Raw genomic sequence first — 24,471 nt, forward strand, 5'->3', positions numbered from 1 at the left:
AGGGCCAACACTTGTCTCAACGGCGCGTGTCGCCGGCTTATTCCGTGCCCGGGCGGCACGGCCCGCCCGCAGCGGCTAGGAGACCTCGATCTCTGCCATGCGGATCCCGTAGGGCGGGCCGCCCATGGGGTTGGAGAGCTTGGGCAGCTGCGTGAAGTTGATCAGGACATACTGGGCCTTGGGCGCAGCGCCATCCTGTTCGGGCACCGGAATGGTGGTCTTCTGCGCGGTGAAGCTTCCCTGGGCTACCTGGTTGGCGCCGTCCAAGGTTGGCTCGTCATTCAAGAGCACGGAGAAGTTTCCGCCGGTACCGCTGAGTTGAGTCAGCACCACCGAGCTGATGCTCGACGGGTCCTCCAGTTCGACAACAAGCGCCATGTTCTTGGCGTAGCCGCCGAACTTGTCCGACACGTACTGGAAGCTGGCCCAGTAGGTAGCTGGGTTGCCGTCGACGGCTTCGGACAGCTTGCCATCGTTCTCAGCGTCCAGTTCCTGCATGTCCGGGACCTGCCGGGTGAGGTCGGCGATGACCGGCTCGACAACTTCGGCGGCGGGAGCCGATTCTTCTTCCGCACCGGTTTCCGCCGGACTGGAAGCCGCGCCAGTTTCATTTCCGGCCTCCGACCCATTGGCGACGGGGCCGCCACGGAAGAGATTCAACTGGCTGACCGCCACGACGATCGCGACGACCAACAACACGGCCAGCAATCCGCCCACCAGCAACTTGGACGATCTCGGGCTGTTGCGTTCCTCGTCGTCGTACTCGTCGTATTCGTAATCGCCAGCCTCGGGCTGATTGCTCGTGCGGGCTGCCGCGGGGAACATGGCGGCGGAGCGGGCCTCGGCCTCATCGCCGTCGTCCTCCGGCCACAGACTGACCCTGGGCTTCTCGGCGGCCGGCTGGGCGGCTGCCGGCCGGGAGGCCGGAACCTGCCGCGAGACAGGTGCCGTCGCCGGGCTGGCGGACGCAGGTGCGGGCGGCGCGGACGGCGGCGGCGGCACGTGTGCGCCGGCCGAGGCAGCCGCTGCGGCGGCTCCGGCGGCGGCTCCGGCGCCAGAGGCCGAGCCTTCCGGCTGCCGGCCGAACCGGGCTTTGGCGGTTCCTTCCGGCGCGTTCTTGCCCAGCTTGGGCAGGTCTAGCTTGTTCAGCCGGTCGCGAAGGCTTTGCCGAGGCTCGTCCTCGTACTCCTCGTACTCGTCCTCGTACGGCTCCGGTTCGGTGGAGCGCACCTGGCCGAAGATTTCGGAACCGAGGGTGTCGGTGAAGAAGGGCTCCACATACGGGCCGTCCCGCTGAATGACCAAGTCCAGCAGGTCGGCGGCCTGTGCCTCGTTGGTGACCAGATAGGTGACCCCGTCGGCGTTGCCAAGGTCCAGGATCTGGACGTTGCTGGCCCGCTCGCCGGTGGCGATTTCGCGGGCGCTCATGGCGACTTGGCTGGCATTTTCCGGTGCAGATACCAGGATGCTGACCGGCCGGTTGAGCACCTGGTCCACGCCGTCGAGGACCAAATCGTGTTCGGCGGAGGCAAGCACTTGGGCTGTGACCTTGTAACGGCCACCAAGCAGCATGCCCACATCAACTGGCTGCGGCACTAGTTCCTCCCGGCTGTCCTGGACTGGCGCCCCTGACTAGATAATTTGATTTCCATGCTAGCCGGTGCCGGAGCCGATTCCCGTTTCCGTCAGGCGCGTCCGGGCAACCGATTCATGATCGGCGCCAGGAAGTCCTGCAGTTCCTGAACGCGCAGGGCACGCAGCAGCAGCAGGTAAACGGCGGCCATCACCAGTCCGACGACGGCGATGGTCACCATCGCGGCGGCAATGGACTGCCAGGCGAATCCGCCAGGAGCGTAACCCCCGAACAACCACAGCACTGCCGCGCCCACCAATCCGGAGCCCAGTGCCGCGTAGCCGAGGCGGATGTAGGTGTCCACGACCCGCCCCGCGCCGTAATCTCCCAGACGGCGCCGGGCGAAGTGATGTGCCAGCACGGCAGAGACCACGTGGAACACAGCAAACAGCAGCGCCAGCGCGTAGACCACCATGGTGGGGTCCACCAGCCAGGCGATCAGCATGGCCAGCACTACCGAGGCGCCGGAACAGATGGCCTGCATGATCAGCGGTGTCTTGGCGTCTTCCTCCGCGTAGAACACTCGTCCCAGGAAGAAGTAGATGCTCATGAAGGGCATGCCCGCCGCCACGATGGCAAGGACCTGGCCCATCGACGCGGCGGAGGCCGCAGCGGTGGGCCCGGATCCCGCAAAGAGGCGGGCCAGCGGGCCGGCCAGCACCACCACCGCGGCGGAACCAAAGACGGAGGCGACGCCGATGGTGCGCAGGCCGGAACTCACCGTGCTGCGGACGTCGTCCACCGCGCCGGCCGATTGTTGGTGGGAGAGCCTGTTGAACAGCACCGTGGCCACGGAAAGGACGAACACCGAATGCGGCAGCATGGCGATCAGCTGGGCCGTGTTCAGCGCGTACTCGCCGGGGACCGATGCGCCGGATCCGGCCAGCTCAGCGCGGGCAGCGGTGGCACTGGAAGCGATGGACCCATAGAAGAGATAGGCAGTGTTGGCGATGACCATGGTAGCCAGGCTCCACAGCGCCACCTTGCCGGTGGCGGCGAAGCCCATACCGCGCCAGCCGAGCTTGAGCTTCAGGCCCAGCCCCAGCCGCCCCAGCGGCCACAGCAGGATGAGGGCCTGCAGCACGATGCCCAGCGTGGTGCCGCCGGCCAGCACCGCGGTCTGCGCGCCGGTCCAAAGTTCCGGATCACCCCTGCCGGGCAGGTAGCGGCCGAACAGTGCTATGTAGAGTCCCAGGGTGCCGATGGCCACCACGTTGTTCAGGGCAGGAGCCCACATATACCAGCCGAATCGCCCGTGGGCGTTGAGCACCTGGCCCACCACTGCATACAGGCCGTAGAAGAAAATCTGCGGCAGGCACCAGATGGCGAACACGGTGCCAAGCTCCAGCATGACCGGTGTCCAGTCGCGGGTCAGGACGGAGATGATCGGCCCGGCAAGGAGTGTTGCCAGCAGCGCAATCCCGGCCAGCACCAGCAGCGTCAGGCTGAGCAGGCGGCTGACAAAGTCGGCGCCGCCATCGCTCTTCCGGCTGGCTTTGATGATCTGCGGAACCAGCACCACATTGAACACCCCGCCCGCCAGCAGCAGGTAGATGATGTTCGGGATGGTGTTGGCCTTCTCGAAGATGTCGCCCATCGTCGTGTTGGCACCGATGGCGACGGCGAGCAGGGCGGTCCGGACGAAGCCCAGCACCCGGGACACCATGGTTCCGGCCGCCATGATGGCACTGGACTTGGCCGTGCTGTGCTGCACGGGGTTTTCGGCGGGGATCTTGGTCTCGGACATCGTCCTCTATGATCTCACCTGAAAAACGGCCGCAGGGCCGCATTCGGCAGACGGCCTCAGACGTGGCCGGGCAGGACTTCGCGGGCCAGGTCTACGATCCGGCGCTCGTTCGGGAAGGACAGCTTCCGGCCGAGGTCCGCCAATGGCACCCATGCCACATCGACTGCCTCATGATCCGGGTCGTTCTCGATGGTCAGCAGGCCGCCGGTGGCCTCGAGCAGGAAGTGATGCACGGTCTTGTGGACGCGGTGGCCGCTGACGGTGAACCAGTAGTCGATGCTGCCGAGCGTGGCCAGCACGCGACCCTTGATTCCCGTTTCTTCTTCAACTTCGCGGACCGCGGCCTCTTCATTGGTTTCCCGGCCCTCCGGGTGGCCCTTGGGCAGGCACCACTCGAGCCGGCCGCCGCGGTTGAAGCGGGCGATGATTGCCACGTTCAGGTCGCTGGTGGAGGTATCCACCACCACGCCGCCGGCCGAAATTTCCTCCACGGTGGGCAGTGAATGGTGTCCGGGCGCGGCGCTGCCCACTGACGCTGTCAGCGGGGTGCGCTTCGGGGCGCTCGGAACCGGGTGTGCCATGCGTCCACTCTAACGATTTTTGTCGGGACCCGAGGATGTCGACGCCGAGCCGCCGGGACATTGTTAAACATCGTGCCCGGCATCTGGCACGCTTAAGTCACTATGGTTCACCTTTTTGGTTCGCAGTTCCCTTCCGCTTCCGGCTCTAATGCCCCGTCCCTGGCGTTGCCGGCCGTGGTGATTGAACTGGGAGAGCTTTTCGCGGACGCGGGCCACGAACTCTCGCTGGTCGGCGGACCCGTGCGCGACCTGTTCCTGGGCCGGATCTCCCCGGACCTCGATTTCACCACCGACGCCGATCCGGACGCCACCATCGCCGTCGTCAAAAAATGGGCGGACACGTTCTGGGAGATCGGCCGCGACTTCGGCACCATCGGCCTGCGCAAGGGACAGCACACCATCGAGGTGACCACCTACCGGGCGGAGGCCTACGACCCGGATTCCCGCAAGCCCGTGGTGGCGTTCGGAACGTCCTTGGAGGACGACCTGTTCCGCCGCGATTTCACCATGAACGCCATGGCGCTGCGGCTGCCCTCGCTGGAACTGGTGGACCCGTACGGCGGCGTGAAGGACCTGCACGCCGGCCTGCTGCGCACGCCGGGCGCGCCGTCGTCGTCGTTCTCCGATGATCCCCTGCGGATGATGCGCGCGGCGCGGTTCGCCTCTCAGCTGGGGGTCACCGTGGCGCCCGAGGTGTCGGCGGCGATGAAGGACATGGCCGGCCGGATCGAGATCATCTCCGCCGAACGCGTCCGCGACGAGCTGGTCAAGCTGGTCAACGGCAAGGACCCGCGCACCGGTGTGGACCTGCTGGTGGACACCGGGTTGGCTGACTTTGTGCTGCCGGAAGTTGCCGCGCTGCGGCTGGAGATCGATGAGCATCACCGGCACAAGGACGTCTACCAGCACTCGCTCACCGTGCTGGAGCAGGCCTGCAGCCTGGAGACGGACGACGACGGCGCGCTGCCGGGACCGGACTTCGTCCTGCGGTTCGCCGCCCTGATGCACGACGTCGGCAAGCCGGCCACCCGCCGCTTCGAACCTTCCGGTGCGGTCAGCTTCCGCCACCACGACATGGTGGGCTCCAAGCTCACTGCCAAGCGGATGAAGAAGCTGCGCTTCGACAACGACACCATCAAGGCCGTGTCCCGGCTGGTGGAACTGCACATGCGTTTCTACGGCTATGGCGAGGCCGGCTGGACTGATTCGGCCGTGCGCCGTTACGTCAACGACGCCGGGCCGCTGCTGGAGCGGCTGCATCGGCTGACCCGCTCCGATGTCACCACGCGGAATAAGCGCAAGGCGGAGCAGCTGGCTTTTGCCTATGACGACCTGGAGCAGCGGATCGCCACGTTGCAGGAGCAGGAGCAGCTCGATGCGGTGAGGCCGGACCTGGACGGCGCCCGGATCATGGCGCTGCTGGGCATCAAGCCCGGGCCGTTGGTCGGCCGCGCCTACAGGTTCTTGTTGGAAGAACGCCTGGAGAACGGGCCGGCGGCCCCGGAAGAGGCAGAAGCCAAACTGCTGGCCTGGTGGCGGGACCAGCCGGAATTCGCCCCGGAGGTCGACCAAGGCGTGCCAGCGCCGCGCGGAGACGCGGACCGGCCGTGACCACGGCAGGTCCGCATGACTTCCCGGTGCTGTGGCTGATGCGCCATGGCGAAACCGAGTGGTCGCGGGCCCACCGCTACACCGGGCTGACGGATCTGGAGCTCACGCCGACCGGCGTCCAGCAGGCCCGCGACGCCGCCGCCAAGCTGGCCGGAGTCCGTTTCCGCACCGTCCTGACGTCGCCCTTGGCCCGTGCGCGCCGGACCGCCGAACTGGCCGGCTATCCGGAAGCGGAAGTGGTGCCGGAGGCACACGAGTGGGACTACGGGGACTACGAAGGACTGCAGAGTTCCGCTATCCGGGCAGTGGACCCCTCCTACCTGATCTGGACCCACGGCGTCCGCGGCGGCGAGTCGCTGCAACAGGTGGCGGACCGGGCCGACCATGTCATCGAGAAAGTCCTAGAGGGCGGAGACGGCGCGGCTTTCGGCGAAGGGGCATCCGGCGGCGCCTCCGCTGGGCTCCCGCCCGGCCCCGGCATGCCGTCGTCCGAAGCGTCTGAACCGCGGCAGGTGCTGCTGGTGGCGCATGGACACTTCCTCCGCGTGCTGGCCGCCCGGTGGCTCGGGATGGAACCGGTCGAGGGCCGCCATTTCGTTCTGGAGACTGCCGCCGTCTGCCGGTTGGGCTGGGACAAGAAGACGCCCGCGATCGCCGGCTGGAACCTCTAGCCAGATCCTGGCGGAGCGGATTCGAGAGGGAATCGCAGCCGTCGTTCTTCGGCGTGTTGATAAGGACACGCCGGTGGCTAGACGAAAACACCAACAAGTCCCGCGAACTGGCTAGGCAGAAGCAGGGGTAATCGGGTAGCTTAAAAACGTCCGATTGAACTTTCTCAATCAGGAGAGTTGGATCCGGACGGTTTCTATTGGCGCTATTAAGAAAGGGAGGTGGGATCTGTGATGATGACCAAGACGCCGGGCGGAGTGTTTAACTCCTTCGCCGCGCTCCGACGACCCGCCTCCGCCATTCCTGCGCACTAGAACTTCGCTGATTGGGCGGTTCATGTCATGAACCGCCGTTTTTCCTCAATCGCCGCATTTCTCTAGCTCTCCCGCGCGGAGGCCTCATCTTCTCTTTGAGGACTTCGCTAATGAGCACCCTTACCGCAACTCCCGCTGCCCTTGTGGCCGCCCCGGCCGGTTCTTTAACGACCGCCAAGGGATCCGCGCCCGCGTCCGATATTCCCGTGGATTCCGCGATTCTTCCTGCCCGAATTCCCATCCATTCCCGAGAGGAAACCCTCATGAAACCGCTGGATGCAGCTCTATCGCCTGCACCCGATCGATCCATCCGTCCGTCCGAACCGCGCTCGTCCGACGAGGGGCAGCGCGGCCACGGCCAGCTGATCAGCGCCGGAAGCTTGCGCTCCCTTGATACAGCCAACGGTCCCGGAGGCAGTGTTGCCAAAGGTGCCTCCGATGCCGCCGACTCCGTCCGGCCCGCGCCAGAACAAGCCGCAGCTGCGGCGATGCCGAATTTCCTGGACAGGCAGGAGGTGAATGCCATGATCCGCAAGCTCCGCCAAAGCGTCTCGCTGTGGAAACGAATACAGAACGTGCGTGTTGATGATCAGCGCTTGGAACAAATACGCGACGATTTGCTGTCGCTCCAGCAGCTCATCCGCTGAAGTTCCCAGCCAAGCAAGTTCAAACTAAATACGCCGTCCTGTAGGGGACACATTCGCGAGGAGGATCCGATGAATCACATTGGACCCGATGTAGGTGAGGCCCGCGCCCGGGTTGCTACCCGGCGCGGGCTTCCGCCTTTAACAGGGCAGGCGACTGCTCGGCTTCCGCGCCGCCGCGGGCCGTGATTCTTATCTTGTGTGCGCGGTTGGCGGCGCACCCGGCCCGGGACTGCACTGGCCACGCGGATGGAACGTTTTGCCTTGGATCACTAAGTATGCTTATCGTAGATGTATCGCAACCTGAGGAGGCAACATGATCGGTTTTATTATCGCGGGGCTCGTTATCGGAGCGCTTGCTCGCCTTATCAAGCCCGGTAAGCAGAACTTGGGGCTTCTGGCCACGCTGCTGCTTGGCATTGTCGGAGCGATCATCGGCGGTGTCATCGCCAACCTGCTGGGCACCGGTGACATCTTCGAGCTGAACGTCCTTGGATTCATCGTCGCGGTCGTCGCAGCGGTGCTCCTGATCGGTGTGGCGGAGAGCCTGTCCGGTCGTCGGGCGGTCCGCCGCTAACGGCTAAAACACCAAAACACGCAGGTGGCCTGCCGCGCAATCGCGCGGCAGGCCATTTCTGTGTTGAGCGGGATGAAAACGTTGCAGCAGCCCCTCGAATTTTGGTCCGGCACGGACCGGTGACGGCGGCGTTGGTGGCTGATACGTTGGCTGTGGCAGCACTGCTGCGCACCTAGCCATGCGAGGGAAGAAGGACGAAGATGTCTGAACCGGCTCCGCTGACCGATCTGGAGATTGCCCGCCGCGCTACCTTGCGGCCCATAGCCGAGATTGCCGAGGCGGTGGGGATACCGGCGGAGGCTGTGGAACTTTACGGCAGCTACAAGGCGAAGATCGACCCGGCCAAGCTCGGCGCGGGCTTCGAGGAACCCCGCGGCCAGGTGGTTCTGGTGACGGCGATGTCGCCGACTCCGGCGGGTGAGGGCAAATCGACGCTGACGGTGGGACTGGCAGATGCGCTGGCCAAGGCCGGCCACAAGACCATGGTGGCCATTCGAGAACCCTCGCTAGGCCCGATTTTGGGCATGAAGGGCGGCGCCACCGGCGGAGGCTATTCGCAGGTGCTCCCGATGGACGACATCAACCTGCACTTCACCGGGGACTTCCACGCCATTACCTCGGCCAACAACGCGTTGATGGCGCTTGTGGACAACCACATCTACCAAGGCAACGCGCTGGGCATCGACCCCAGGCGGCTGACGTTCCGGCGGGTCCTGGACATGAACGACCGGGCGTTGCGCCAGGTGGTGATCGGGCTCGGTGGCCCAACCCAGGGCGTGCCGCGTGAAGCAGGGTTCGACATCACGGTGGCCTCGGAGGTGATGGCCGTCTTCTGCCTCTCGTCCGGCCCGGCGGACCTGAAGGCCCGGCTGTCGCGCATTACCGTCGGCTACACCTACGATCGCAGACCCGTGACCGTGGCGGACCTGGGCGTACAGGGCGCCCTGGCCATGCTGCTTAAGGATGCCATCAAGCCCAACTTGGTGCAGACCATCGCCGGCACGCCCGCGTTCGTGCACGGCGGCCCGTTCGCCAACATCGCGCACGGTTGCAATTCGCTGCTCGCCACCCAGACCGCCCGCCGGCTCGCGGACGTGGTGGTCACGGAGGCCGGGTTCGGCTCGGATCTGGGCGCGGAGAAGTTCATGGACATCAAGGCCCGGGTCGGGGGCTTCGCGCCGTCGGCCATCGTGGTGTTGGCAACCATCCGCTCCCTGAAGATGCATGGCGGAATCCCCAAGGACCAACTCAAGGAGCCGAACCTCGAAGCAGTCCAGGCCGGCATCGCCAACCTCGAACGCCACGTGGACAACGCCGCTAAGTTCGGCCTCACACCGGTGGTGGCCATTAACAAGTTCACCACCGACAGCCCCGAGGAACTGGACTGGGTGCTGGATTGGTGCCGGCAGAAGGGCATTGAAGCCGCGGTGGCCGATGTCTGGGCCCAGGGCGGCGGCGGAACCGGCGGCGACGCGCTGGCCGAGAAGGTGGCGCAGGTGCTGCAGCAGCAACAGTCCTTCTCACCGCTGTACGACCTGGACCTGACGGTGGAGAAAAAGATCGAGACCATCGCCCAGCAAATCTACGGGGCGGACCATGTGGAGTTCACCCCTCCGGCCCGCAAGCGGCTGGCCGAGATCGAGGCGAACGGCTGGGGCAAACTGCCGGTCTGCATGGCCAAGACGCAGTACTCCTTCACCGATGACCCCTCGATCCTGGGGGCGCCCAGCGGTTTCAGCATCACGGTGCGCGACCTGATCCCCAAGACCGGCGCCGGCTTCATCGTGGCGCTGACGGGCGACGTCATGACCATGCCGGGACTGCCGAAGGAACCGGCGGCAGGCCGGATGGACGTGGACGACGACGGCGTCATCACCGGACTCTTCTAAAGCCACGAACGCAGCACCCCGCTGGCCGGTCCCGGCCGGGGGTGCTGCGTTCAGAACACGCGGTTCAGCACCGGAGTCCGCAGCGCCAGCAAGGTCAGGGCGAAGGAGCCGACGGTGGCTATGAAGAACTTCAGCGACACCAGCGCCAGCGTGGGCTCCTGGTCGGGGAAGACGTGGAACGTCAGCCAGGTCAGGAACAGGTAATGGCAGAGGAACACCCCGAAGGAGGCGTTCGAGAGCTGGATCAGCGTCCGTCCCAGCCAGCTGGCCGGCTGCCACCCGGCCAGCAGATGGTACGTGGCGGTGAAGATGCAGAGGGCTGCCGTGGTCACGGCCAGCCCCACATAGCTCGACGGCGTGATGGTGTTGAGCAGCGGGGTGGAATCTTTATTGATCCAGTGCCAGATATTGAAGACGGAGAGTACGACGGCGGCACCTCCTGCCGCCATGGCGGCACCGCGGGGGACGCGCAGTTGCGTGATGACCCAGCCCGCCATGAAGTATCCGAGGTAGGGGAACCACTGGGTCAGGATGTTCCACGGATACTCCCAGCCCCACTCGAACTGGATGCTGGCCGCCTGCACGCTGAACAGCGCCAGGGTCAGCACCAGCACGGCGCAGGTCGCGGCCGCGGCGCGCTGCAGCGGAACCCGGTTCAGGTACCCGGCCAGCGGCGGCGCCACCAGGTACAGGCCCAGGATCAGCCACAGGAAGTAGAGGTGCGGATACACCTGGGTGTCGAAGACTGACACCAGCACCTCGCGCGGATCCAGTTCGCGGCCCAGGATCAGGTAATTGCCTATGAAGATGTAGACCAGATGCCACACCACCAGGGCTGGCAGCAGCCGCAGCGCGCGCTTCCGGTAAAAGGCCTTGGCTCCCTCGGTATGCGCCCGCGGAGCCAGCACCAGGGCACCGGAGATGGCGACGAAAACCGGCACAACCCAGATGAAGGCGATATCGATGATCGCTGCCGGCAGCCAATCGGGCTGCGAGCGTGCGTCGTCGTCGCCGGCCAACTCGCCGAAGGAGTGGATGGCCACCACTCCCACAATGCTGACGATGCGCAGGATGTCCAGGGCATAGTTGCGGCGCGGGCGGGTGGCCGCTCCGTCAAGCTGCCCGGAGGGGGACGGGGAGGGTACGGCCATGGACCCAATCTACCCGGGCACCGTTGCCGCCCGGGCAAAGATTAAGGGGCCGGTCCGTGGCGGACCGGCCCCTTAACTGGTGTGCGTCTTAGTTGTCGGACTCGCCGCGGATGAAGGCTTCGACCTTTTCGCGGGCTGTCTCGTCGTCGTACTGTTCCGGCGGGGACTTCATGAAGTAGCTCGACGCGGACAGGATCGGTCCGCCCACGCCGCGGTCCAGAGCGATCTTGGCCGCACGGATCGCATCAATGATCACGCCCGCCGAGTTCGGCGAGTCCCAGACTTCGAGCTTGTACTCCAGCGAGACCGGGGCGTCGCCGAAGTTGCGGCCCTCCAGCCGAACGAACGCCCACTTGCGGTCATCCAGCCAGGACACGTAGTCGGAGGGGCCGATGTGCACGTCGTCGTCGCCGAGAACGGCAGAGGTATTCGAGGTGACGGCCTGGGTCTTGGAGATCTTCTTGGACTCCAGACGCTCGCGCTCGAGCATGTTCTTGAAGTCCATGTTGCCGCCGACGTTGAGCTGGTAGGTCCGGTCCAGGACCACGCCGCGGTCTTCGAACAGTTTGGCCATCACGCGGTGCGTGATGGTGGCACCGATCTGGCTCTTGATGTCGTCGCCGACAATCGGAACGCCGGCGGCGGTGAACTTGTCCGCCCATTCCTTGGTCCCGGCGATGAAGACCGGAAGCGCGTTGACGAAGGCCACGCCGGCGTCAATGGCGCTCTGGGCGTAGAACTTGGCTGCCTGCTCGGAGCCGACCGGCAGGTAGCAGACCATGACGTCAACCTTGGCCTCGCGCAGCGCGGCAACCATGTCAACGGGCTCGTCGTCCGACTCCACGATGGTCTCGCGGTAGTACTTGCCCAGGCCATCCAGCGTGTGGCCGCGCTGTACCTTCACGCCGGTGGGCGGGACGTCGGCAATCTTGATGGTGTTGTTCTCGCTGGCACCGATCGCGTCGGCCAGGTCCAGGCCAACCTTCTTGCCGTCCACATCAAACGCCGCGACGAACTGCACGTCGTCGACGTGATAGGCGCCGAACGCGACGTGCATGAGTCCGGGGATCGTTGCGCTCGGGTCGGCGCCACGGTAGTAGTGGACGCCCTGGACCAGCGAGGCCGCACAGTTTCCAACACCGACGATCGCTACCCGGATGGGGTTCTCTGCCACGGTTCTCCTTCGAAACACTTCTGTCTGGCCGCCACGCCGATGGCGGGCAGCCTATCCAGTCTACGCCGTGTTTCAACACACCCGGGGGTCGGGGCATTCCCGAGACGGCGGCGCTCTTTCCGCAGCGGCCGGGGGCTACCCGCTCACCCCGGTGGAATCGTGCGGCTGTCCCACCGGCTTGGATTCGGGCGAACCTCGCTGGCGCAGGTAGACGGACAAGATCACCATGGACCAAACGGCCAGGAATTCGGATTGCCAGTTCTGCAGGGTCCGGTTCCAGAACTCCGGGGAGCCCACATATTCACCCCAGCTGCCCGGATCCTGCAGGTTGCCGATCTGACTCTCGGCGAAGGCACTGAAACCGCTGATCGACTGCACCAACCACGACGCCACGAAGATGGCGCCCATGACCAGGCCCAGCGAGTTCGAGAAGACTTTGGCACGCCAGCCGCCCGCCTTGGCCCACTTGGGTGAATCCGGCCGTGCGAACCGGGCCAGGAGCTGTTCCTTGTCCGACTCCTTGCCCCGCTTGTCCAACTCCTTCGACTCGGGTGAGCCTTTTTGCACCAACCAAATGCTGATCAGGATCAGCAGCAGGAACTGGAGGTATTCGGACTGCCAGTTTTCGGAAACGTCCACCGCAAAGCTGGACGATGCCACGTACTGCCAGAACGAGATGGTTTCCAGACCGGAGGCGATCTGCTCCTCATTGAAGGCGGCAAGCCCGGAGAACGCCTGGCCGACCAGCGAGGCGCCGAACAGCAGGCCGAAACACGTGCTCAAGCCGTTGGTGAGCAGCGGGTTGTGTTTCATCGGGCCATCACCCCGATGGCCGTCATGTAAATCAGCCCGGCGGTGATGACTCCCAGCAGGATCCAGAAGGACCAGCGCATCTCAGCTCCCGTCCACTTCGCAGTCGTACGGGCGTTCGCCCCGGAAGGTGCAGCCCGCGCCGAGGACCTTCCAGCGGTCGCCCGACCGGGTCAAGAACATGGTGTCCGTGTCCAGCACCACCTGGGCGTTCCGCCCGTACGCCTGGCTCCCGGTCACCTTTCCGGCAGCGGGAAGATGCAGCTGCAGGATCTTCCCCGAGCAGCTGCTGGGTTCGTCGCCCTCAATCTCTTCAACCGCAACCGGGGCCAGGAAGGCACACGCCGCGGCCCCGTCGCCGGCTTGGACCGCGGCCAGGAACCCGCTTGCTGCGGCAGCGGCATCCTCACTGCCCGGGTTCAACGATGCACATCCGGCGGCTCCAAAGGCCAGCGCCAGGAGAGCTGCCAGCGGCGGAAGGCGCCGCAGCCGCTGGCTGAAACGACTCGTATGCATTTTTCCTCCTGCCCGGTCAGTACCCGGACAGCAAAGGTTCCAAACGGTGCCCTGCTGAGTGCTTGTCGATCAGGCAGGCAGCCGGCGGGCATTGCGCAGCCGCCGCACCAGCTTCAAAGCCGGCGAGGGCAGCACGGTGCGCAGCTTCGAGCGCATCTTGCGGCGCTGCACCGCGGCCAGCCGTTCCGGATCCGTCACCAGTTTCCCGGCCCGGGCCCGTTCGGCGAAGTTCACCAGCAGCTCGTCCAACGGCACTGTTGGGGCATGGAAGTAGTTGTCCCGCAGCCATCCGTGGTCGGGGTGGCGGAACCGGCCGGCCACCAGATCGTCCAGACTCCCCACCAGCCCGGAACCCTCGAAGACCTTGTTCAGCATCTGCTCGGTGAGGCCGAAGTCGTCCAGGATCAGCACCGGCAGGCCGGCGTCGAGCGCCTCCAGGGCGGCCGTGGAGCTGACCGTGACCATGGCCGCGGCCGGCGTGAGCTGAGCGGACATGGGACCGGTGCAGAACTCCAGCTCGTGCCCGCCGACGGCGCGGGCCGCCACCAGATCCGCCCAGAGCTGGTCGAAGGGGTGCTGCTCCAGGTGGGTCTGAGGCTCGCCGGCCCAGGCCCGCAACTTCACCCGCACCGACAGTTCCGGCCGCCGACGCGCCAAGGCCGCCAAGGCCTGCAGGATGGCCACGCGCTGGTCTCGCTCCACCGGAACCTTGGCCTGCGGAGCGAAAACCACCGAACGCAGCGGGATCTGCTGCGGTTCCGGACGGCCCGGCGAGGCCAGGAACGGCAGCCGCGAAACCAGGATCCGCTGCGGCAGCCTCATGGCATCGGCCAGATCGCTGAACGCGCGGCATTCGGCATGACTGTGCGTGACGAAGGCGTCGCCGAGGGCGCGGTAGTGCAGCGCCTTGCGGGTGGCCGGGAAAGCGACGCCGGGCAGTGCTGACAGCAGCGCCGGCCGGCGCGGCAGCCGGGAGGCCTGCGTGAAGACTTCTTCCACCACGGGTCCAGTGGCCGCTGCCAGCACGACGTCGGCGCCCGCCAAGGCGCTCTTCAGCGCCGACGCGGGGATCACCCGGGGCGCCTTGCCGGCCAGGAATGTCCCGGGGGTGGCTGCCTGGATCTGTTCCAGCGTGGGCAGGATGGGGGAGCGGACCAGCAGCACTTCGCGCTCCCAGCCCTCGCCGAGGGATTCCAGCGTGGCGCAGGCAAACTTCAGGTACGAATCGCTGTCGGCGACCGCCAACACGCGGAACGGGCGGACCGGAGTGTTCCCGCCGACTGCGGACTCGGCCGTGCTGTGCGGTCCCAGTGTCATCGCTTGCCTCCATCGCGCAGCGAACTGCTCAGGTGCCGGCGCAGTTCTTCCGTTGTCTCCGGCAACCACCAGTCGTCCGGTACCGGCTGTCCTTTCAGCGGAACGCCGGACGGGGTCAGGATCAGGCGCAAGGAGGCCAAAACCGTGGAGGGCAGCGCACGGACAACCTGCCCGGGCCGCAGGCCGCGCAGGCGCATTTCCACCGGAATCGTGTGCTGCTTGACGCGGATCATCGGGTGGGCGTCCAATTCGTTGAGCAGGTCCGGCTGTTCCCGGCGGTGCGGGAAATAGGCAACCGGTCCCTCCTCGGTCAGCGACCGCACCCAGTCCTTGTACGGCTCGGGCCGGATCAGCTTGTCGGCGGGCATGGCCGAGCCCACCACGATGGTTGGTTCGTGGATGGTCTCGGTGACCGGCTGGGTGCCCAGCCACTCAAACCGGTGCCGTTCCAGATGGCCGCCGAGGGCCCTGAACTTCTTCTCCACGGCGTCGGGCACAGACAAAGCGGTGAACACCAGCAGCCGGCCCTGGCTCGCCATCCTGCGCAGGGTCCACCACGTGGCCAGGCCCAGCGCCTTACGCCGCATGGTCGGCACGGCCCGCGGACGGATCAGCGGCGTGGGCCCGTCGCTGACCAGCTTCTTCAGTAGGCTCAGCGTAGCCAGGCCGTCGTCCACAATGACCAGTTCGTCAGCGACCACGCCGCGCAAGAGTTCGGTCTGCACCTTGCCCGAATAGGCGTCGCCGGTCACCCAGCGGTCCAGCTTCCGGCTGCGGACGGCGGGCAGCGCGGACGACGGCGGTGTGAACCGCACGCCGCTCGGTACCTGTGCCATCAGCGACTTCAGCGTGCTGTCCATGCCGACGGCGTCGCTGCGCGGGTGGATCAGGGTTTCCTGTCCCAGCAGGCCGGCTCCGTGGGCCTCGACGGCGCTGAGCAACTGCAACGGCGACTCGGCCCAGACGGCGGCGCGGCCGAAGCGCGGACGGGCCAGTTCGCTCCGGTGCCCCGGCCTGGCGACGGATCCGGGCTTCGGGTGGGCCAGCCTGCGGTCCACTACCGGGCCCATCTGGGGGAGGAACGCTGCTGTGATCGCTGTCTGTGTCATCACTTCCGCCTCACGAAGCGACAGCCGATTTGAGTTTGCGGACGGCACGCCGGCCCATCCGTTCGACCTTCGCTAGCGGGCGCGCGCCGACTGCAGGGGGCAGGCCGCCCGGCAGCTGCAGCTTGGTCAGCCGCCGCCGCTTGAAGTAGCGCATCTCGGGTCCGTCCTTGATGCTGAGCAGGTAAGTTTCCGCGCCGGGGCGGGCCAACGCCAGCGTATCCGACTGCATGCAATAGGAGACCGCCTCGACTAGCGGCTGCAGTCGCCGAGCGGCCGGAGTGTCCGCGCCTTCGTGGACCGGCGCCTGGACGTCCCGTTCCAGCACGGCGTCGATGATGGTGACCGGCACCCGGTTGCTGTTTTCGTACGGACTCAGCCGCTCCAACAGCAGCGCCGTCCCGACGGCTGCGGCGTCGAAGTTGAACAGGTATTTGGCTGTCATCAGGGCGGTGGAGAAGCAGCTCACCACCAATTGCGGCTCAAGCCGCTGCATGACCACTTCGGCCGGGGCAGAGGATTCCAGGATGTCCAGCTGCATCCCAAGTTCCCGCGCCGAGGCCTCGATGGCACGGACGGCTCCCGGCCCGGCGCCGGGGTGGGGTTTGAATACGCAGTGCCGGATTCCCCGGGCTTTGGCCGTTTCGATCATCCGGCGATGAAGCGTGACTTCTTCCTCGTCCGAGAGGATCCCCAGGTCGGCCAGGTACTGGCCCAGCAACAGGGCCGTTCCGGTGCCGGCATCCCCGTGCCGGGCTGCCGGAAGGGCAAGCGGCGGCAAGGACCGGTCCAGTTGTTCCATGGCCCGGCGCAGCGCAGCCGGATCCACCGGAACCAGTTTCGGACCGTGTTCGCGCAGCAACTGCGGGCGCAGGCCCGGAACTAGGTCAACGTACAGCAGGGAATCCAGCCGCTGGGCCACGGCCAACGGTACGGGATTCCGGGTGGGGCCGTAGCTCATCAGGCCGTCCGAATGCACGGATACCCGGGCGCTGGCGAAGATACGCGCCAACGCGATCGCGGGGTCCACCTGGATGGATTCGACGTAGAGGTGCACCGGGTCGCCGCCCAGTTCCCATTCCGAACGCAGCAGTCTCTGCCACAGGTCAAGGTCTTGCTCGCGGGGATTGAACTGGCCGGGCCGGCGGGGCCAGAGCAGGCTGCTCAGGTCCACGACGCGGTCAAATCGGCCGGCCGCCTCGGTGAACCCCGGGGACTCGTGGAACGGAACGCTGATTTCCGGAATCATCGCGTTGTTGGTCAGCACCAGAATGCGTTCATTGTCCGTCTGCGGCAAGGCGGCGTCGTCGATGGCCGCTGCCAGCGAGATGCATTGGTACAGCGTTGAGACGACAAAAAGCTCTTTCACTTCACTGCTCCGATTGCTGATTCCAGTGTCTTGCACCGGCGGTCGCCCAGCGACTGCAACCCGGCCGCGACCGCGTGGGCCGGAAGGCCGGCCACGGCAGCGCGCAGGCCGGACGTCAGCTCCTGGCGGACGGGCCGGGTCATGGAATCCGACCGATCGAGGTGGTGGCACGCGATGGCCAGGAACTGCCGGATGGCTTTGGGCCGAAAGCGGTCTGCCTCGCGGTCTTCCGCCACCAACCGGAAGACTTCGGCGTAGCTGCGCAGGAAATCCAGCTGCCGGCGGTCGAAGACCTGGCTCAGCGACGTCGCGACGCCGCGGCGATAGAACGCGCCCAGTTGGTCCGAGACCGCATAGGAAGCTGCCTGCAGATGCAGGCGCCAGATCCAGGGACGGTCTTCGGCGGTATGCAGGCCGTCGAGGAAGTGCAGCAGGCCGGCCTCTTTGAGCGCGCCGTCGAAGATGCCGAAGGGCGCAAACGGGTAGTCGACCATGGTCGAATCGTCCGAAGGCCCGATGTCGTTGCGCGGATCGAGGGCGACGCCGCGCACCGCTTGCGGGGCCCGGTGGACGGTCCGGACTCCGTTGGTGTGGCGGATGTGGTCGACCCGGAGGAAGTCCACGCCCAGCTGCCGGATTTCTTCGGTAATCCGGGACAGATGCCCGGGGGCGTACCAGTCGTCCGGATCGAAAAAGGTGATGTACCTTCCCGTGGCAGCGTCCAGACCCTGGTTGCGCGCCGCGGCCAGGCCCCAGGCCGTGTCGTTGCGGTTAATCTGCAGGCCGGGGAGCCTGCCGGTAAAGGCGGCGGCCAGCTCCCCTGTCCCGTCGGTGGAACCGTCATCGATGACGATGATTTCCATCACCGAGGGATCATCGAACTGGCGGGTCAGGCTGGTCATCGCGTCGCGGATGAAAGGTGCCTGGTCTTTCGCCGGAATGATGACGCTCAGTAATGGCTGGTTCATGGCGGGTGCTTAGCCGTCCACCCGGCGCAGCCGGGACAGCGGTGCCAGCTCGCCCGGGAAGACACGCTTGACGCCGTCGCCCATGGCATCTTCGAGGATCCGGATGTCGCGGATCAGCGCCTCGAAGCCCTTCGGCTCCAGCGAGGACGCCTGGTCCGAGCCCCACATGGTCCTATCCAGCGTGATGTGCCGCTCCACCGTGACCGCGCCCAAAGCGACCGCGGCGAGCGAGATCTGCAGGCCCCGCTCGTGCCCGGAGTAACCCACCGGCACCTGGTAGCGCTCCTGCAGCGTGCTGATCATCCGCAGGTTCGCCTCTTCCGGCGGCAGCGGGTAGGTGGAGGTCGCGTGCATCAGGATCAGCTTCTCCGTGCCCAGCGTCTCCACGGCCTTGTCGATCTGCTCGATCGTGGACATCCCGGTGGAGAGGATCACCGGCTTGCCGGTCTCGCGCAGCGCGGCCAGCAGCTCCAGGTCGGTGACCGAGGCGGAGGCGACCTTGTGGGTCAGCGCGCCGGCCTCTTCCATGAACGCGACCGAGGGAACATCCCACGGCGAGGCGAAGCAGTGCAGCCCGCGGTCGGCGGCGTGCGAGATCAGCTTCTGGTAGATCGGCATATCGAACTCCACCCGGTACCGGTAATCCAGGTAAGTCATCTCGCCCCACGGGGTCGAGCGCATCTTGTCCCGCATATCCGCAGGGGTGGAAATCTCCGGCGTGCGCTTCTGGAACTTCACCGCATTCGCACCGGCCTCGGCCGCGACGTCGATCAACTGCTTGGCGATCTCGATGTCGCCGTTGTGGTTGATCCCGATCTCGCCGATCACGTAGACCGGCTGCCCGGCACCGACCTGCACGTCACCGATAGCGACGGGAGCCGGCGCACCGGCGGGAACGGTGTTCGAAACGGTAGCTTCAGTAGTCATGAGCTGCACTCTTTCTGTTGTTGCTGTGGCTTGTAGTTGGCGGCCGCGTTGGTCGTCGGCACCGCTTCGGGCAGCGAGGATGAGTTCGCAGACCTCGCGGACTGCGCCTTCGCCGCCATGGCGCTGGAGCACAGTCCGTGCTGCAGCTTTGACCTCGGCGCGGGCATCGCCCACAGCCACCGGCCAACCAACGACGCCCATGGCGGGCAGATCGTTGACGTCGTTGCCCACGTAGGCAACCCGGTCGGGATCCAGCCGGTGGGCGGCCATCCAGCTGCGGACGGCTCCGGCCTTGTCCGCGACGTCCTGTAGGACGTCGATGCCGAGTTTGAGCGCCCGGGCACTGACCACCTTGTTCCGCTCGGTGGACAGAATCAGTTGGGGAATTCCGGTGCTGCGCAGCCGGGAGATTCCCATGCCGTCTTCGCGGCTCACGCGGACAAATTCCTCGCCATCGGCATTCACGAAGGCGTGGTCGTCGGTGTGGACGCCGTCGAAGTCCATCACCAGGGCATCCACGTCCAGGCCGGCGGCCAGCGGCGTGGATGCCTGGTCGGCCAGCGCGCGGACCACGGCCAGATCTTCCAGCGAGTCGATTTCGACGGCGTGCTCGGCGGGCACTTCCTGCAGCTTCAGCTGGCCGAAGAAGCGGTGCTGACGGGCCAGGAAACCCTCGGTACGCATGGCGTAGAAGGCTCCGGTTTCCCGGTACTGGGGCGTGCGGTCCTGCCGGCGGGGGCGCACGTCGGCGCTGTGCCCGACGGCGGTGACGGCACCGCCGCCGTCGTGCATCCAATGGAACGCGTGGCTCTCGGTGACGGAGAAGGCAACGTCGGCGCGGCCCTCCAGCACGTCCAGCACGGCTTCGTTCAGTTGGCCCGGATCGATGAACGGCGAGGTGCACTGCATCAGGACCGTGACCGCCGGCGGCCGGGGCAGCGATGCGAGCACGTGGAGCACCGCGGACTCGCTGCTGGCGGTGTCGCCGGAGAGGTCCGCCGGGCGCATGACCACGCGGGCGCCGCAGCGTTCGGCTTCCGCGGCAATGTCCGGATGGTCGGTGCTGACCACGACGTCGGTCACCGCCGGGGCCGCCAGCGCGCTGTCGACGGCGCGGGCCACCAGGCTGCGGCCGGCCACGGGCTTCAGGTTCTTGAACGGGATCCCTTTGGAGCCGCCGCGGGCCGGGATGACGACCAGTACTTCCTGGGGGTCGGTGTAACTCATTGGAATCACGGTAGGAAGAGCCGGTAACGGCCCGGGGTGCCCAAGGTTACGGGAAGGCGAGCAACAGCGGACGTTTCACCCAACCCGCCCTACGGTTCCGCAGCTGTGGCCGAGAGTGCGGCCGCCAGTACGCTGGGAGCATGCCCTGGCCCCGCTCTTCGCGCCGCAGACCGCTGCGCATTGTGGTGCCCAGCCGCAACGACCCGTTCCTCAGGCAGTTCACCGAACTGGTGGGCGGACCCCTGGGCCGGCACAGTGCCCCGGGCCTCGTCTCGCCCGGCTTCTTCACCGTTGAGCGCGTGCTGATCACCTTGACCACGTTCGCCGCGCTGCTCTCTGTCCTGGTCAAGACGCCCTGCCGGCTGGCCGGGTGGGAGCTGCCGGACTACTTCTACATGGGCTGCTATTCAGACTGGCCGGTGCTGTTCGAAACCCGCGGGCTGGCCGAGGGCGTGGTGCCGTTCATCAGCGCGGGCAGTTCGTTTGAATACCCGGTCCTGCTGGGGCTGCTCGCCGGGGCGACGGCGTGGCTGGTGCCGGGCGAGGGCGTGTCTGCGGGCCGGGCCCTGGCCTATTTCGACATCAACGCCACGCTGGCGGCCGTGGCCTGGTTGGTCACGGTGATCGCCACGGCGCGCATGAGCCACCGGCGGCCCTGGGACGCAGCCATGGTGGCGCTGGCACCGGCAATCGTGCTGGCGGGGACAATCAACTGGGACCTGTGGGCCGCCATGCTGGCGGCCCTGGCGATGCTTGCCTTCGCGCGGCGCCGGCCGGTCCTGGCCGGCGTGTTCCTTGGCCTCGGCGCGGCGCTGAAGCTGTATCCGGTGCTGATCCTCGGAGCCATCCTGCTGCTGGCCATCCGCACCGGGCGCTACCGCCCGCTGGTCGCGTCCACCGCCGCCGCGGCTGGGGTCTGGCTGGCGGCCAACCTGCCGTTCATGCTGCGGGACTTCGGCGGCTGGTTCCATTTCCTGGACTACAGCCGGCAGCGCGAGGCCGGGTATTCGTCCATCTGGTATGCCTACAACCTGACGGCGCAGCGCCAGCAGCTGCCCGTCCTCACCCCGGAGTTCATCAACACCGCATCCTTCATGCTGTTCGCGGCGGCCTGCGCAGGAATCGCTGTGCTGGCCCTGGCCGCGCCGCGCCGCCCGCGGATGGCGTCGCTGGTGTTCCTGGTGGTGGCCGCGTTCGTGCTGACCAACAAGGTGTATTCGCCGCAGTTCGTGGTCTGGCTGGTGCCGCTGGTGGCGCTGGCCCATCCGCGATGGCGGGACTTCCTGATCTGGCAGTTCTTCGAGCTGCTGCACTGGTGGGCCATATGGATGCACCTGGGCCAGGTCACCAGCGGCGGCGAAGCAGTGCGGAACCTGGATGCGCCCTATTACGTGCTGGCAGTCCTGGCGCACATCGCCGCAACGGCATACATCATGGGAAAGGTGGTCCGGGCCATTTGGCTGCCTGAGCATGATCCGGTCCGGCGCGTGGACACCGATGATCCCCAGGGCGGTGAGTTTGACGGCGCTGCGGACAAGTTCGCCCTCCCGCTGCCGGGCCGCGTGCCCGCGGCTCGGGCGGAACCGGCACCCGGCGCAGGGGGCGCCGCAGTCGAATATTCTGCGCACGGCATAGACCAGCTGCGGCCGTCGTCCCGGTGGCCGGGCATTGCCAGCGGGGACGCCGAGGGCACAAGGTTGAACAGAGAGCCGGAAGGGGAAGATCAATCGTGACGGACGTAGCGGTAGTCGGCGCCGGGCCGAATGGGTTGGCCGCGGCCGTGATCATGGCGCGTGCAGGCCTCGACGTCACGGTGTTCGAAACGGCCCCCACGCCCGGCGGCGGCGCGCGGACCCTGGAGCTGATGGAGCCCGGTCACTGGCACGACGTCTGCTCGGCTGTGCATCCGATGGCCGCTGCCTCCCAGTTCTTCCGCGAATTCGGGCTCGACCGGCGGATCCAACTGCTGGCGCCCGAGGTCTCCTACGGCCACGTGATCGACGGGGCAGCCGCGGCGGTGGCCTACCGCGATCTGGAACGGACCGTTGACGGACTGGGCGCCGACGGCGCCGCGTACCGGCAGCTGATGGGGCCGCTCGTGGCGCGGACCGACGCCCTGATGGAGTTCACCATGGACCAGCTGCTCCGCGTGCCTGCCCATCCGGTGACGGCCTTCCGGTACGGAATCCGGACCCTGGAGCAGGGCTCGCCCGCCTGGAACCTGCGTTTTAAGGAACAGTTCGCACCCGCACTGCTGACCGGAGTGGCTGCGCACACCCCGGGCGGCGTGCGGCGCCTATCGTCCGCAGGGGCCGGACTGATGCTCGGCGCGCTGGCGCATGCCGTGGGATTCCCCTTTCCTGCGGGCGGATCGCAGGCCATCATCGACGCCATGGTCCGGGACCTGCGGGCCCACGGTGGCCGGGTGGAGACCGAGCACCGGGTGGCATCGCTGGCCGAACTGACCGATGCCCGGGTGGTCATGCTGGACACTTCGCCCACGGAACTTCTTCGGTTGGCCGGCGGCCGGCTCCCGGCCCGTTACGCCCGAGCATTGCGGCACTTCAAGTACGGACCCGGCGCGGCCAAGGTGGACTTCATCTTGTCCGGACCGGTTCCATGGGCGCACCCGGAACTGCGCCGGGCCGGCACCGTGCACCTGGGCGGCACACGGCAACGGATGGCGGCGTCCGAGCGGGCCATTGCCCGGGGCCGGCATTCGGATGACCCGGTGATCCTGGCGGCACAACCGGCCGTGGTCGATCCCTCCCGGGCCCCCGCCGGCCGGCACGTGCTGTGGGCCTATTGCCACGTGCCGAACGGCTCCACCCGGGACATGGAGCCCGTGATCACGGCCGCGCTGGAACGGGCCGCGCCGGGGTTCACCGACCTGGTGGTGGACTCGGCGAGCATGTCCGCGGCCGACTACGCGGCGTACAACCCCAGCTACGTGGGCGGCGATTTCGGCACCGGCGCGGTCACCCTGCCGCAGCTCGCTGCACGTCCGGTGCTCAGCCCCAAACCCTGGCAGACCCCGCTGGACGGCGTCTACCTGTGTTCGGCCGGAACACCGCCGGGGCCCGGAGTGCACGGGATGGCCGGCTACCGCGCCGCCGCGCTCGCCCTGCAGACGCATTATGGACTGGCTGTACCGCCCCTGCAGCCCTGAAGCCGTGGCCCGCGGGGCGGATCGAAGGCAAGATGGTCCCATGGATCCCGTAGCGGCCCTGAATGAAATAGCCTTCTGGCTGGAGCGCGAACTGGCGCCTACCTTCAAAGTGCAGGCGTTCCGGAAAGCGGCCGCTGTGGCTGCCGGACTGGACCCCGACGAGCTGGCCGCACGGGCACGCAGCGGCCGGCTGAAGAGCATGAAGGGGATCGGCGCCAGCACTTTCGTCGTCATTCAGCAGGCGGTCGACGGCGAGGTCCCCGACTATCTGGTGAAGGTGCGGGAACGATCGGCTGAGCCGCTGGCCGAGGGCGGCCGCGAGCTGCACCAAGCACTCCGCGGTGATCTGCACAGCCACAGCGACTGGTCCGACGGAGGCTCGCCGCCGGCAGACATGGTGGACGCGGCGCGCTGGCTCGGCCGCGACTACCTGGCCCTGACAGACCATTCGCCGAACCTCAAGATTGCCAACGGCCTGAGCGCGGAGCGCCTGGCCAAGCAGCTTGACCTGGTGGCCCAGATCAATGCCGAGGCCGACGGTATCCGGGTCCTGACGGGCATCGAAGCAGACATCCTGGAGAGCGGAGAACTCGACCAAACACCCGAGATGCTGGATCGGCTGGACGTGGTGGTGGCCAGCGTCCACTCCAAACTTAGGTCGGACCGGGGCACCATGACCCGCCGGATGCTCGGCGCCATCAACAATCCGCGCACCAATGTGCTGGGCCACTGCACCGGGCGGCTGGTGAAGGGATCGCGGGGAACCCGGCCGCAATCCGAATTCGACGCCGAGCGGATCTTTGCCGCCTGCGCCGAGAACGGCGTCGCCGTCGAAATCAACTCCCGGCCGGAGCGGCAGGACCCGCCGGATGAACTGATCCAGTTGGCGCTCGACGCCGGCTGCCTGTTCAGCATCGACAGCGACGCCCACGCGCCCGGCCAGCTGGATTTTCTCCACTATGGTGCGGAACGGGCCGCCAAAAACGGCGTCCCCGCCGAACGGATCATCACTACGTGGCCGGTGGAGCGCCTCCTGGAGTGGTGCAGCCAGGGCAGGTAAAGCCGTTCTCGG

General features: G+C 66.8%; 20 protein-coding genes and 1 pseudogene. 8 read left to right on the top strand and 13 right to left on the bottom strand.

The annotated features are described in order from the left end of the window. Positions 1-75: 75 nt before the first annotated feature. From ACWF5H_RS01000 to ACWF5H_RS01010, 3 genes are all read right to left on the bottom strand, one after another. Positions 76-1,596, bottom strand: a complete 1,521-nt coding sequence (locus ACWF5H_RS01000; protein WP_452034246.1) for an ABC transporter substrate-binding protein — start codon at positions 1,594-1,596, stop codon at positions 76-78. An 89-nt stretch (positions 1,597-1,685) separates the two neighbouring features. After that, on the bottom strand, positions 1,686-3,380 hold the full coding sequence (murJ, locus tag ACWF5H_RS01005; RefSeq protein WP_364652447.1) for a murein biosynthesis integral membrane protein MurJ: 1,695 nt from the start codon (positions 3,378-3,380) through the stop codon (positions 1,686-1,688). Positions 3,381-3,436: 56 nt separating this feature from the next. After that, positions 3,437-3,961, bottom strand: a complete 525-nt coding sequence (locus ACWF5H_RS01010) for an NUDIX hydrolase (protein ID WP_241914109.1) — start codon at positions 3,959-3,961, stop codon at positions 3,437-3,439. A 174-nt stretch (positions 3,962-4,135) separates the two neighbouring features. Here ACWF5H_RS01010 and ACWF5H_RS01015 point away from each other — a divergent pair, with 174 nt between their 5' ends. The 5 genes from ACWF5H_RS01015 to ACWF5H_RS01035 all read left to right on the top strand — a co-directional run bounded on the left by ACWF5H_RS01015 (position 4,136) and on the right by ACWF5H_RS01035 (position 9,665). Beyond that, positions 4,136-5,572, top strand: a complete 1,437-nt coding sequence (locus ACWF5H_RS01015; protein ID WP_452034248.1) for a CCA tRNA nucleotidyltransferase — start codon at positions 4,136-4,138, stop codon at positions 5,570-5,572. Positions 5,573-5,610: 38 nt separating this feature from the next. After that, complete coding sequence (locus ACWF5H_RS01020) at positions 5,611-6,243, top strand: histidine phosphatase family protein (RefSeq protein WP_452035299.1); 633 nt, start codon at positions 5,611-5,613, stop codon at positions 6,241-6,243. Positions 6,244-6,665: 422 nt separating this feature from the next. Further along, positions 6,666-7,202 (top strand): hypothetical protein, encoded by a 537-nt coding sequence (locus ACWF5H_RS01025; RefSeq protein ID WP_452034249.1) that lies wholly within the window; start codon positions 6,666-6,668, stop codon positions 7,200-7,202. Between the two features lie 313 nt (positions 7,203-7,515). Next, positions 7,516-7,776 carry a GlsB/YeaQ/YmgE family stress response membrane protein gene (locus tag ACWF5H_RS01030; protein WP_241914112.1) on the top strand — a complete coding sequence of 87 codons (261 nt, stop codon included), beginning with the start codon at positions 7,516-7,518 and terminating at the stop codon, positions 7,774-7,776. Between the two features lie 200 nt (positions 7,777-7,976). After that, positions 7,977-9,665 (top strand): formate--tetrahydrofolate ligase, encoded by a 1,689-nt coding sequence (locus tag ACWF5H_RS01035; RefSeq protein WP_452034250.1) that lies wholly within the window; start codon positions 7,977-7,979, stop codon positions 9,663-9,665. A 50-nt stretch (positions 9,666-9,715) separates the two neighbouring features. On the opposite strand, the gene ACWF5H_RS01040 is transcribed toward ACWF5H_RS01035, so the two are convergent. The 10 genes and pseudogenes from ACWF5H_RS01040 to ACWF5H_RS01085 all read right to left on the bottom strand — a co-directional run. Further along, the gene (locus ACWF5H_RS01040) at positions 9,716-10,816 is read right to left on the bottom strand and encodes an acyltransferase (RefSeq protein WP_452034251.1); all 1,101 of its coding nucleotides are present in this window, start codon (positions 10,814-10,816) and stop codon (positions 9,716-9,718) included. A gap of 88 nt (positions 10,817-10,904) precedes the next feature. Beyond that, a complete protein-coding gene (locus ACWF5H_RS01045; RefSeq protein ID WP_452034253.1) occupies positions 10,905-11,990 on the bottom strand; it encodes an inositol-3-phosphate synthase in 1,086 nt (361 codons plus the stop codon). A gap of 135 nt (positions 11,991-12,125) precedes the next feature. Further along, positions 12,126-12,803, bottom strand: coding sequence for a DUF6766 family protein (locus ACWF5H_RS01050; protein ID WP_452034254.1), 678 nt, complete (start codon positions 12,801-12,803; stop codon positions 12,126-12,128). A gap of 81 nt (positions 12,804-12,884) precedes the next feature. Further along, positions 12,885-13,316 carry a hypothetical protein gene (locus ACWF5H_RS01055; RefSeq protein WP_452034256.1) on the bottom strand — a complete coding sequence of 144 codons (432 nt, stop codon included), beginning with the start codon at positions 13,314-13,316 and terminating at the stop codon, positions 12,885-12,887. Positions 13,317-13,385: 69 nt separating this feature from the next. Beyond that, complete coding sequence (locus ACWF5H_RS01060; RefSeq protein ID WP_452034258.1) at positions 13,386-14,633, bottom strand: DUF6716 putative glycosyltransferase; 1,248 nt, start codon at positions 14,631-14,633, stop codon at positions 13,386-13,388. Beyond that, positions 14,630-15,742, bottom strand: coding sequence for a hypothetical protein (locus ACWF5H_RS01065; protein WP_452034259.1), 1,113 nt, complete (start codon positions 15,740-15,742; stop codon positions 14,630-14,632). The genes ACWF5H_RS01060 and ACWF5H_RS01065 overlap by 4 nt, the downstream gene beginning before the upstream one ends. A gap of 10 nt (positions 15,743-15,752) precedes the next feature. After that, complete coding sequence (locus ACWF5H_RS01070) at positions 15,753-17,108, bottom strand: polysialyltransferase family glycosyltransferase (RefSeq protein ID WP_452034261.1); 1,356 nt, start codon at positions 17,106-17,108, stop codon at positions 15,753-15,755. Further along, positions 17,105-18,076 (bottom strand): glycosyltransferase family 2 protein, encoded by a 972-nt coding sequence (locus ACWF5H_RS01075; protein ID WP_452034262.1) that lies wholly within the window; start codon positions 18,074-18,076, stop codon positions 17,105-17,107. Before ACWF5H_RS01075 ends, ACWF5H_RS01070 begins: the two co-directional genes overlap by 4 nt. Before the next feature lie 9 nt (positions 18,077-18,085). Then, entirely contained in the window at positions 18,086-19,003 is a 918-nt protein-coding gene (locus ACWF5H_RS01080; protein ID WP_452035301.1) for an N-acetylneuraminate synthase family protein, read from the bottom strand. A gap of 174 nt (positions 19,004-19,177) precedes the next feature. Continuing rightward, positions 19,178-20,230: pseudogene (locus ACWF5H_RS01085) on the bottom strand (cytidylyltransferase domain-containing protein); the annotation flags it as partial. A 140-nt stretch (positions 20,231-20,370) separates the two neighbouring features. Here ACWF5H_RS01085 and ACWF5H_RS01090 point away from each other — a divergent pair. The 3 genes from ACWF5H_RS01090 to ACWF5H_RS01100 are packed head-to-tail and all read left to right on the top strand — an operon-like array spanning position 20,371 to position 24,459. After that, positions 20,371-21,963 carry a glycosyltransferase family 87 protein gene (locus ACWF5H_RS01090; RefSeq protein WP_452034264.1) on the top strand — a complete coding sequence of 531 codons (1,593 nt, stop codon included), beginning with the start codon at positions 20,371-20,373 and terminating at the stop codon, positions 21,961-21,963. Beyond that, positions 21,960-23,399 (top strand): phytoene desaturase family protein, encoded by a 1,440-nt coding sequence (locus tag ACWF5H_RS01095; RefSeq protein WP_452034266.1) that lies wholly within the window; start codon positions 21,960-21,962, stop codon positions 23,397-23,399. The genes ACWF5H_RS01090 and ACWF5H_RS01095 overlap by 4 nt, the downstream gene beginning before the upstream one ends. 40 nt (positions 23,400-23,439) lie before the next feature. Further along, positions 23,440-24,459 (top strand): PHP domain-containing protein, encoded by a 1,020-nt coding sequence (locus tag ACWF5H_RS01100; RefSeq protein ID WP_452034268.1) that lies wholly within the window; start codon positions 23,440-23,442, stop codon positions 24,457-24,459. The last annotated feature ends 12 nt before the right edge of the window (positions 24,460-24,471 follow it).

The sequence above is a fragment of the Arthrobacter sp. NPDC055138 genome (assembly GCF_053607305.1).

Excerpts from the sequence above, each read along its gene's own strand:
- murJ (WP_364652447.1), bottom strand. The coding sequence starts at position 3,380 with ATGTCCGAGACCAAGATCCCCGCCGAAAACCCCGTGCAGCACAGCACG.
- ACWF5H_RS01010 (WP_241914109.1), bottom strand. The coding sequence starts at position 3,961 with ATGGCACACCCGGTTCCGAGCGCCCCGAAGCGCACCCCGCTGACAGCG.
- ACWF5H_RS01020 (WP_452035299.1), top strand. The coding sequence starts at position 5,611 with ATGCGCCATGGCGAAACCGAGTGGTCGCGGGCCCACCGCTACACCGGG.
- ACWF5H_RS01025 (WP_452034249.1), top strand. The coding sequence starts at position 6,666 with ATGAGCACCCTTACCGCAACTCCCGCTGCCCTTGTGGCCGCCCCGGCC.
- ACWF5H_RS01030 (WP_241914112.1), top strand. The coding sequence starts at position 7,516 with ATGATCGGTTTTATTATCGCGGGGCTCGTTATCGGAGCGCTTGCTCGC.
- ACWF5H_RS01035 (WP_452034250.1), top strand. The coding sequence starts at position 7,977 with ATGTCTGAACCGGCTCCGCTGACCGATCTGGAGATTGCCCGCCGCGCT.
- ACWF5H_RS01040 (WP_452034251.1), bottom strand. The coding sequence starts at position 10,816 with ATGGCCGTACCCTCCCCGTCCCCCTCCGGGCAGCTTGACGGAGCGGCC.
- ACWF5H_RS01050 (WP_452034254.1), bottom strand. The coding sequence starts at position 12,803 with ATGAAACACAACCCGCTGCTCACCAACGGCTTGAGCACGTGTTTCGGC.
- ACWF5H_RS01055 (WP_452034256.1), bottom strand. The coding sequence starts at position 13,316 with ATGCATACGAGTCGTTTCAGCCAGCGGCTGCGGCGCCTTCCGCCGCTG.
- ACWF5H_RS01060 (WP_452034258.1), bottom strand. The coding sequence starts at position 14,633 with ATGACACTGGGACCGCACAGCACGGCCGAGTCCGCAGTCGGCGGGAAC.
- ACWF5H_RS01065 (WP_452034259.1), bottom strand. The coding sequence starts at position 15,742 with ATGACACAGACAGCGATCACAGCAGCGTTCCTCCCCCAGATGGGCCCG.
- ACWF5H_RS01075 (WP_452034262.1), bottom strand. The coding sequence starts at position 18,076 with ATGAACCAGCCATTACTGAGCGTCATCATTCCGGCGAAAGACCAGGCA.
- ACWF5H_RS01080 (WP_452035301.1), bottom strand. The coding sequence starts at position 19,003 with ATGACTACTGAAGCTACCGTTTCGAACACCGTTCCCGCCGGTGCGCCG.
- ACWF5H_RS01090 (WP_452034264.1), top strand. The coding sequence starts at position 20,371 with ATGCCCTGGCCCCGCTCTTCGCGCCGCAGACCGCTGCGCATTGTGGTG.
- ACWF5H_RS01100 (WP_452034268.1), top strand. The coding sequence starts at position 23,440 with ATGGATCCCGTAGCGGCCCTGAATGAAATAGCCTTCTGGCTGGAGCGC.